Consider the following 8,971-nt stretch of genomic DNA (forward strand, 5'->3'; position numbering starts at 1 on the left):
CTTCAGGAAGCGCGATGAGCGCCGCGGACGTCCCCGCGGACGTACCCGTCGACGGTGCGGCGGCGGTCCCGGCCGCCCGCGCCCGCGCGACGAACACCCAGTGGATCTCGTGGGTCGCGCTGGCGATGATGACGACCAGCTCGGTCGCCAGCCTCCGCGCGGCGCCGACGATGGCCGTCTACGGCCTGGCCTGCGTGTTCCTCTATCTGCTGCCCGCGGTCGTCTTCCTGCTGCCGACCTCGCTGGTCTCCGCCGAGCTCGCCTCGGGCTGGACCGGTGGTATCTACAAGTGGGTCTCCGAGGGCATCTCCAAGCCGATGGGCTTCCTCGCGGTGTGGTGCCAGTTCGCGATGACGATCTTCTACTACCCGAGCCTGCTCGGGTTCGTCGCGAGCACGCTCGCCTACGTCATCAACCCCGCTCTCGCGAGCAGCGGGGTGTGGACGGCCGCGGTGATCATCGTCGTGTACTGGTCCGGCGTCTGGGTCTCCTCGCGCGGCACCAAGGGGGTCGCCGGTCTCGCGAGCGGCGGGCTCATCATCGGGACCCTGATCCCGGGGGTCGTCCTGGTGACGCTCGGTGTCGTCTTCCTCGGTCAGGGGAACGAGTCCGCGGCGCCCATGACCGCCGACAACCTGCTGCCGGCCTGGGCCGGGCTCTCGAGCCTCGTCCTCATCGTCAACAACTTCCTGTCCTACTCCGGGATGGAGATGAACGCGGTCCACGTGTCGTCGCTGAAGAACCCCGGGAAGCAGTTCCCGAAGTCGATGTTCCTCGCGATGGGCATGGTGCTCGCGATCTTCATCCTTCCCGCGCTGGCGATCAGCTGGATCGTGCCGGCCGAGGAGCTCTCGCTCACGGCCGGCGTGATGCAGGCCTTCGACGCGGTGTTCGCGAACTTCGGGTGGCAGTGGCTGACCCCGATCGTCGGGATCATGCTGGTCACGGCGTCGCTCGGTGGCATGCTCACCTGGCTGGCCGGTCCCTCCAAGGGCCTGCTGCTCATCTCCCGACAAGAGGGGTACCTCCCACCGTTCCTGCAGCGGCTCAACAAGAACGGCGTCCAGCAGAACATCCTGGTGGTCCAGGGGATCGTGACCACCGTGATCGGCCTCGCCTACGCGTTGATCCCCGACGTCTCGAGCGCCTACTGGATCTTCTCGGTCATCACGACGCAGGTGTACCTGATCATGTACCTGCTGATGTTCGTGGCCGCGATCAAGCTGCGTCGCAAGCAGCCCGACCACCCGCGAGGGTTCCGGGCCCCGATGCTCGTCAGCATGTGCGGCGTCGGCTTCGCGGCCTCCCTGGCGGCCCTGCTGGTGGGGTTCATCCCGCCGTCGCAGTTCTCCTCCGGCAGCCCGCTGGTCTACTTCCTCATCGTGGGCGGCGGGGCCCTGGGCCTGGGCCTGTTCGTGCCGTTCCTGTTCTACCGGTTCCGCAAGCCGTCCTGGAAGCAGGCCGAGTCGACGGAGGTGGCCTCGTGAGCACACCGGCGGAGAACCAGCCGCGACACGAACGCCGATGGATCTACGTCGGCGCGTGCGTGATCCTCGTCGCCATGGGCGTGTGGGCGGTGCTCGCCTTCAGCGTCGTCCGGGAGACGGCACGTGCGCAGGACAAGGCCGACGAGCTGATCGCCGCGCTCGAGGACGCCGGCGCACGCACCCCCGACAAGGACCAGATCGTGCGCGTCCTCGGCGAGGACGGCGGCGCGACCTGCGCGAACCCGAACGAGGCGCTCAGCCGGGCGACGCTGCTCGCGCAGCTGGCCAACGGGGCCACCGGTCCCGGGGCCAGGCCCGTCATCGCCGACAGTCGTGTGGTCCAGGGGCAGCTGCTCATCATCGAGATCTACTGCCCCGAGGAGCTCGACGAGTTCCAGGCGTTCGTCGACGACCTCAAGACCGACGCGGTGACGGGGACCTGACCGTCAGACGTCGGTGCTGCCCTCGCCCCACGGCGCGTCGACCGGCGCGTCCTGCACGTCGGGGTCCAGCACCTCGCCGTCCGCCACGAGCCCTCGGGCCACCGTCGCCCCGGCGGCGCCTGCCACGACCGGCTCCCCGCCCAGCCACCGTGCCTGTTCGGCCGCGACGATCGTCTGCGCGAGCCGGGCCTCCGACACGTCGACCGCGCCGGGCAGCGCGTCGGCCAGGACGCTGCGTCGCGCGTAGGCGTCGAACAGCCGGGCCTTGGTCCCGAGGATCTCGACCATGCGCTCGTCGACCGTGTCGGCGACGAGCAGCCGGTGGACCTGCACGGTGCGCACCTGACCCATGCGGTGGGCGCGTGCGACGGCCTGGGCCTCGGTCGTGGGCTTGACCTGCGGCTCGCACAGGATGACGACGGACGCGGCCTGGAGGTTGACGCCGACCCCGCCCACGTCGATCTGGCTCACGAGCGCCCGGGGCGCGGGCGAGGCCGTGAAGTCGTCGAGGATCGTCTGGCGGGCGCTCGCCCCCACGGACCCCGTGAGCGGTCCGGCGGCGAGGTCGCCCAGCGCGCGCACCACGAGGTCGACGACGTCGCGGAAGTACGTGAACACCACGACCTTGCGGCCGTTCCCCGTGGCCTCCTCGACGAGCTCGACGAGCCGGCGCACCTTGGCCGAGTCCTCGGGGTGGTCGACCGCGTACGCGGCGCGGCGCATGGCCATGAAGCTGCCCTCGCGCACGGCGGCACGGTAGGCGGCGCCGTCGGCCGGACCGAACGACTCCCACTCCTCGACCTGGACGAGCTCGGGCAGCTCCTCGAGCACGTCCTCCTGGTTGCGCCGGAGGTACACGGGTGCCACGGCGAGGCGGAACCTCTCGGCCCCCGCGGCGCCGTGCGCGGCGCTGACCTGCTCGGCGACGTCGGGCTGGAGGTAGGCCACGAGGCGTCGGAACTCCTCGACGCGGTTCTCCATGACCGTGCCGGTCAGGAACAGCACGTGCTCGGTGCGTCCCGCCCAGGCGGCCACGGCCTGCGACCTCCTGGCCTCGGGGTTCTTGACGTAGTGCGCCTCGTCGACCACGAGCATCGCGGGCGTGGGCAGGTCGAGCGGCAGGAGCCCGACCTGCTCGAACGTCGTCACGGCCACACCCCCCTCGCGCGCCCACTGCGCGGCCTCCTCGGCACGCTCGGGGCCGTGGACGTCGAGCGAGCGCAGCGTGCTGTGCCGCCCGACCTCGCGCACCCAGCTCGTCATGACGCTCGCGGGGCACACCACGAGGAAGTGCGTCGCGCCGCCCGCGGCGAGGTGCGCCATCGCGGCGATGGCCTGCACGGTCTTGCCGAGGCCCATCTCGTCGCCCAGGATCGTGCGTCGCTGGGCGAGGGCGTAGCGCGCCCCGAACACCTGGTACCCGCGCAGGGACGCGGTCAGGAGGGACTGGTCGAGCGGCTGCTCGTTCACACGGGCCAGGAGCTCGGGCGGCAGGTGGCCCTCGGTGGCCTCGAGGTCGCGCCCGATGTCCACGACGTCGTCGAGCAGCGCGTAGTACGTCGCCGAGCGTGCCCGGAAGTCCGTCCACGCCTCGAAGGCGTCGACGGGCTCGGCCTGGAGGGCGCCGACGCGCCCTGCGGCCGCGACGGCCCCGGACTGCTCGGCGTCCCGGGTGAGCCGCGCAAGGTCGCGCACGGCGTCCGCTGCCCGACGGCGCCGCGCGGGCAGCGAGAAGAAGGACCGGACCGCGCGGGTCGCCTCCTGGGCCGCGGCACGGTGCTCCGTGTGCCCCTCGAGGAAGGTGACGATCACCTGCCGGTGGACCGTGGCGGCCGCGCGCGCGGCGTCGAGCCCAGCGAGGGCCTGGACGAGTCCGGTCGTGAACGGGTCGCCCGGGGCGTCGTCGATCCGGAACCGCAGGGTCTCCTGGACGGCCTGCGCGATCTGCGCCGCGGCCGCGAGGCAGTGCGTCGCGGTCTGCGGCCCGATCCCGGGCAGCCGTTCGAGCCCGGCGGGTCCCGCGCGCAGCACGGCTCCGACGGTCGTGATGCCGCCGTCGACCAGGCGACCGACGCGCAGCCGCTCACCGCTGACCTCGCGCAGCCGCTCGATCCCGATCGCCGAGAGCTCGCCCAGGACCTTGTCCTCCTGGCTCGACCCGAACGCGGTGCGCACGTGCTCGCGGAACCGGGCCGGCGCCCCGGCGAGACCCGAGAGCAGCGCCGCGACCTCGTCGGCGAGCGCGACGACCTCCCGTGCCTGCTCGGGCGTCGGGCGGGGAGCGTCGGGCGCGGTCATCGGGCGGGAACTCCTGGGGGCGTCGGCGGGGAGCACGGACTCTCGACGAGGATCGGCGGTCGCGGTGCCACGGATCGAGAGGCTCCGTGACGCTATCACCGCGTCGCATCACCTCCGCTCCCTGCGACCCGGCTGGCAGACGACGAACCCGAGGGGGTCGGGCAACTCGGAGTTGCCCGACCCCCTCGGGTTCGGCAGTCAGTGGCGAGCTGCGCGTCAGGCGACCTGCGCCGGGACGTTCGCGACGCCGTCGGGCAGGAGACGGCGGCCCAGGACCTTCTCCGTGTAGCCCGTCCGGTCCAGGTACGGCGTGATGCCGCCGTCGTGGAACGGCCAGCCCGCACCCAGGATCATGCAGAGGTCGATCTGCTCGGGGCCCTGGACGACACCCTCGTCGAGCATGTGGCCGATCTCTGTGGTCAGGGCCACCAGGACGGCGTCGAGCACGCCTGCTTCGTCGAGCGCGCCCGGTCCGCAGGCCTCGCCCGTGCCGAAGTACGCCTGGATCGACGGGTCGACGCTCGCGGGGATGCCGCGCGCCGGGGCCGGCAGGACGACCTTGGTGCCCTCGGCCACGAGCTTCTCGAGCCCGGGGGAGGACGGGAAGCGGTCGCCCAGGTCCTCGCGCAGCGAGGTCAGGACGTGCAGGCCCACGGCGGGGCCCACGAGGTCGAAGAGCGCGAACGGACCCATGGGCAGGCCCAGGGGACGCAGCGCACGGTCGGCGACCTCGACCGAGGTGCCGTTCTCGACGGCCTCCACGATCTTGCCCAGGAGCAGCACGAGCAGGCGGTTGACCACGAAGCCCGGGCGGTCGGCGACGCCCACCGCGGTCTTGCGCAGGGCCTTGGAGACCGCGAAGGCCGTGGCGAGGGCCTCGTCCGAGGTCTTCTCGGCCCGGACGACCTCCACGAGCGGCATCTGCGCGACGGGGTTGAAGAAGTGCAGCCCCACGACCCGCTCGGGGTGTGCCAGGTCCGCGGCCATCTCGGTCACGGACAGGGCCGAGGTGTTGGTCGCGAGGATCGTGTCGGGGCCGATGATGCCCTCGAGCTCGGCGAAGACCTTCTTCTTGAGCCCCAGGACCTCGGTCACCGCCTCGATCACGAAGTCGCAGCGCGAGAACTCGGTGATGTCCGTGGTCCCGTGGACAGAGGACAGGACCTTGGCCCCCGTGTCCTTGCTCATCCGGCCCGTCGTGACGAGCTTCTCGACCGTCGTGCGGACGTAGTCGAGCCCATGCTGCACGCGCTCGGCGTCGAGGTCGCGCATCGTCACGGGCACGCCCAGGCGCTGTGCGAACAGCAGCGCGAGCTGAGCCGCCATGAGCCCCGCGCCCACGATCCCGACCGAGGTGACCGGGCGGGCGAGCTTCGGGTCCGGGGCGCCCGCGGGGCGCTTGCCGTGCGAGACGAGCTGGAACGCGTAGACGCTCGCACGCATCTCGTCGGACATGATGAGGTCCGCCAGGGCCTCGTCCTCGGCCGCGAAGGCCTCGTCCTTGGTCGCGGTGCGTGCCGCAGCCAGGAGGTCGAGCGCCCGGTAGGGCGCGGGCCGCGACCCGTGCACGACGGCGTCGAGCTGCTTGCGCGCACCGGCGACGACCGCGTCCCACACCGGGACCGGGTCGAGCTCGCGGCGCTCGACGACCGTGGTGCCGCGCACGACGTCGGCGGTCCAGCGGATCGAGGACTCGAGGAAGTCCGGCGCCTCGAACAGCGCGTCGGCCAGGCCGATCTCGAAGGCCTCCTTGGCCTTGAACGGCTTGTTGGCGCTCGGGCGCGTGAGGATGACGTCCATGGCCTTCTCGATGCCCACGAGGCGTGGCACGAGGTAGGCGCCGCCCCAGCCCGGGACCAGGCCGAGGCCGACCTCGGGGAGCGCGAGCGCGGGGGCGTCGGTCGCGACGGTGCGGTAGTCGCAGTTGAGCGCGACCTCGAGGCCGCCGCCCAGGGCCAGGCCGTTGACGTAGGCGAACGTCGGGACGCCCATCTCTCCGAGCCGGCGGTAGGCCGCGTGGCCGCTGCGGCCCAGCTCGAGGGCCTCCTCGCGCGTGCGGACGCCTGCGACCTGCGTGAGGTCGGCGCCCGCGGCGAGGAAGTAGGGCTTGCCCGTCACGGCGACGGCCGCGATCTCGCCGCGCGCCGCGCGGGCCTGGAGCGCGGTCAGCGCTGCCGTGAGCTCGGCGATGCCCTCGGGCCCGAGCGTCGTGGGCTTGGTGTGGTCCAGGCCGTTGTCGAGCGTCAGGAGCGCGAGCGTGCCCGCGCCGCCCGGCAGCTCGACGTCGCGGACGAGGGAGTGGGTCACGCGCTCGGCACGGGGCGTGGTGGTCTGGGTGCTCATGGGTCAGTTCTCCCCGTCGGTCGTCGTGTGGCCGGAGTAGTCGGCGTGGTGCGGGTTCTCCCAGACGACCGTGCCGCCCATGCCCAGGCCCACGCACATCGTGGTCAGGCCGTAGCGGACCTCGGGGTGCTGCTCGAACTGGCGCGCCAGCTGGGTCATGAGGCGCACGCCCGACGCCGCGAGGGGGTGACCCACCGCGATCGCGCCGCCGTACTGGTTGACGCGCTCGTCGTCGTCGGGCATGCCGAAGTGGTCGAGGAACGCCAGGACCTGGACGGCGAAGGCCTCGTTGATCTCGAACAGGCCGATGTCCTCGATGCTCAGGCCGGCCTGGGCCAGGGCCTTCTCGGTCGAGGGGATGGGCCCGATGCCCATGACCTCGGGGTCCACGCCCACGTACGCGAACGACACGAGACGCATGCGGGCCGGCAGGCCGAGCTCGGCCGCGACGTCGCCCGCCGCGAGGAGCGAGACCGCCGCGCCGTCGGTCAGCGGGGACGCGTTGCCCGCGGTGACCTTGCCGCCGGGACGGAACGGTGTCTTGAGGTGCGCGATGTCCTCGACCGTGGTGCCCGGGCGGGGCAGCTCGTCGGCCGTGGCCAGGCCCCAGCCCTGCTGCGGGTCGCGCAGCGCGATCGGGACGAGGTCCGGCGTCACGTCGCCGTTGGCGAGCGCCTTGGCGTACTTGGCCTGGCTCGCGACGCCGTACGCGTCCGCGCGCTCCTTGGTCAGGTGCGGGAAGCGGTCGTGCAGGTTCTCGGCGGTCGCACCCATGACCAGGGCCGTCGAGTCGACGAGCTTCTCGGCGACGAAGCGCGGGTTGGGGTCCGCGCCCTCGCCCATGGGGTGGTGGCCCATGTGCTCGAGGCCGCCCGCGAGCGTCACGTCCTGGGCGCCGATCGCGATGGCCGACGCGGTCGTGGTGACCGCGGTCATGGCGCCCGCGCACATGCGGTCGATCGCGAAGCCCGGGACGGACTTCGGGAGGCCGGCCAGCACGGCCACGCTCCGGCCGAGCGTCAGGCCCTGGTCGCCCGTCTGGGTCGTCGCGGCCAGCGCCACCTCGTCGATGCGCTCGACCGGGAGCTCGGGGCGGCGACGCAGCAGCTCGCGCACGGCCTTCACGGCGAGGTCGTCGGCACGGGTGTCGGCGTAGATGCCGTCGGGACGGGCCTTGCCGAACGGCGTACGCACCCCCTCGACGAAGACGACGTCGCGGACGGTCCGGCGCGAGCCCGAACCCTTGCTGGCCACAGTCATGGCATCTCCTGATCTGGACGGCGGTGTCCCTGAGCGTCACCGCTCAGCGTTGGTACAGGCTACCCACGGTACCGGGAAAATGCACGAAAGCGTGAGACCGAGTATCTGCAACGGCCGACGGACCCGCTCAACCAGAGGGGTCGAGGCAGGTCCGTCGGGGAAATCAGGGGCGATCTGGGCGATACGCAGTCTCGCCCGTGGAGAGGTCAGTGGCCTCCGCGGAGCTTGCGCACGACCCTCTTGGCGGTCGGCAGGCCCTTGTTCCAGGCGGTGTACCACATCGAGAACGGCACGTCGATGCTCCCGATCAGCTCGTCCTCGTGGCTCGCGAAGCCGCGCTTGAACGTCGAGATCCCGTCGTTGAGCAGACCGTTGACGTCGTAGCGCAGCACGCCGCGCTCACGCATCGCGTTGATCGCGTACCACTTGAGACCGTAGTTGGCGCGCAGCCGCTGGCCCTCCTCGTCCATGCCGCCGTACAGCTCGAACGACGTGCGCGCCGAGGCCGCGAACCACACGAACGAGACCGGCCGGTCGTGCGGGCCGCCCTCGCGCGAGCGGGCGAAGGCCGCGAAGACGGGCGAGTGCTCGCCGAGCTGGTCGAACACGAGCTCGTAGTAGGAGTCCTCGTGCAGGCCGAACCCGGCCCGCTCGGCGGTCTGGCGGTACAGGCGCAGGCACGCCGAGAGCTCAGCACGCGTGGTGACCGGCCGGAACTCGAGGTCCTCGCGCTCGGACTTGCGGATGTACTGGCGGGTCTTCTTGGCCATGTCGGCCATGAGCTCGTCGGGCGTCTTGCGCAGGTCCAGGATCAGGGTCGTCGGGTAGAGCACGGGGTTGACCGCGGGGGCCGCGCCGTCGAGCTCGAGCGAGGTCCCCGCGTCCCAGTCCGGCTCGAGCGTGATGCCCACGCCGCCGACGTTCTCGCGGCACCAGCCCACCACGGCCTCCGTGACGCCCGACCGGGTCGCGGGGTAGCCCGTGCCGTCGGGCATGACGACCGGACCACGGGGCACGTAGCTCAGCGCCTTGAACTGCGCGGGCAGCGAACGGACCAGGACCTGCGCGAGGCCAAGGACCGTGCCGTCCGAGCCCGCGACCTGCAGGCGGCGAGGCGTCCAGGCCCCGGCCCCCTTGACC

The 8,971-nt window shown here is 72.1% G+C and carries 6 protein-coding genes; 2 read left to right on the forward strand and 4 right to left on the reverse strand.

Annotated features, from left to right (window positions below):
- Positions 1 to 14: 14 nt before the first annotated feature.
- On the forward strand, positions 15 to 1,487 hold the full coding sequence (locus OERS_RS04845; protein ID WP_056650110.1) for an APC family permease: 1,473 nt from the start codon (positions 15 to 17) through the stop codon (positions 1,485 to 1,487).
- Positions 1,484 to 1,930, forward strand: coding sequence for a hypothetical protein (locus tag OERS_RS04850; RefSeq protein ID WP_068624868.1), 447 nt, complete (start codon positions 1,484 to 1,486; stop codon positions 1,928 to 1,930). Before OERS_RS04845 ends, OERS_RS04850 begins: the two co-directional genes overlap by 4 nt.
- Positions 1,931 to 1,933: 3 nt before the next feature.
- Here OERS_RS04850 and OERS_RS04855 read toward each other — a convergent pair whose 3' ends face one another.
- The 4 genes from OERS_RS04855 to OERS_RS04870 form a co-directional block, all read right to left on the reverse strand.
- Complete coding sequence (locus tag OERS_RS04855) at positions 1,934 to 4,228, reverse strand: SNF2-related protein (protein WP_068624870.1); 2,295 nt, start codon at positions 4,226 to 4,228, stop codon at positions 1,934 to 1,936.
- Between the two features lie 216 nt (positions 4,229 to 4,444).
- Entirely contained in the window at positions 4,445 to 6,571 is a 2,127-nt protein-coding gene (locus OERS_RS04860) for a 3-hydroxyacyl-CoA dehydrogenase NAD-binding domain-containing protein (RefSeq protein ID WP_068624872.1), read from the reverse strand.
- Between the two features lie 3 nt (positions 6,572 to 6,574).
- Positions 6,575 to 7,831 (reverse strand): thiolase family protein, encoded by a 1,257-nt coding sequence (locus tag OERS_RS04865; protein WP_068624874.1) that lies wholly within the window; start codon positions 7,829 to 7,831, stop codon positions 6,575 to 6,577.
- 206 nt (positions 7,832 to 8,037) lie between these two features.
- Positions 8,038 to 8,971 (reverse strand): lipid II:glycine glycyltransferase FemX (locus tag OERS_RS04870; protein ID WP_068624876.1); only part of this gene is annotated, 934 nt, incomplete at its 5' end.

The organism is Oerskovia enterophila, from assembly GCF_001692445.1.
Taxonomy (GTDB): Bacteria; Actinomycetota; Actinomycetes; order Actinomycetales; family Cellulomonadaceae; genus Oerskovia; species Oerskovia enterophila.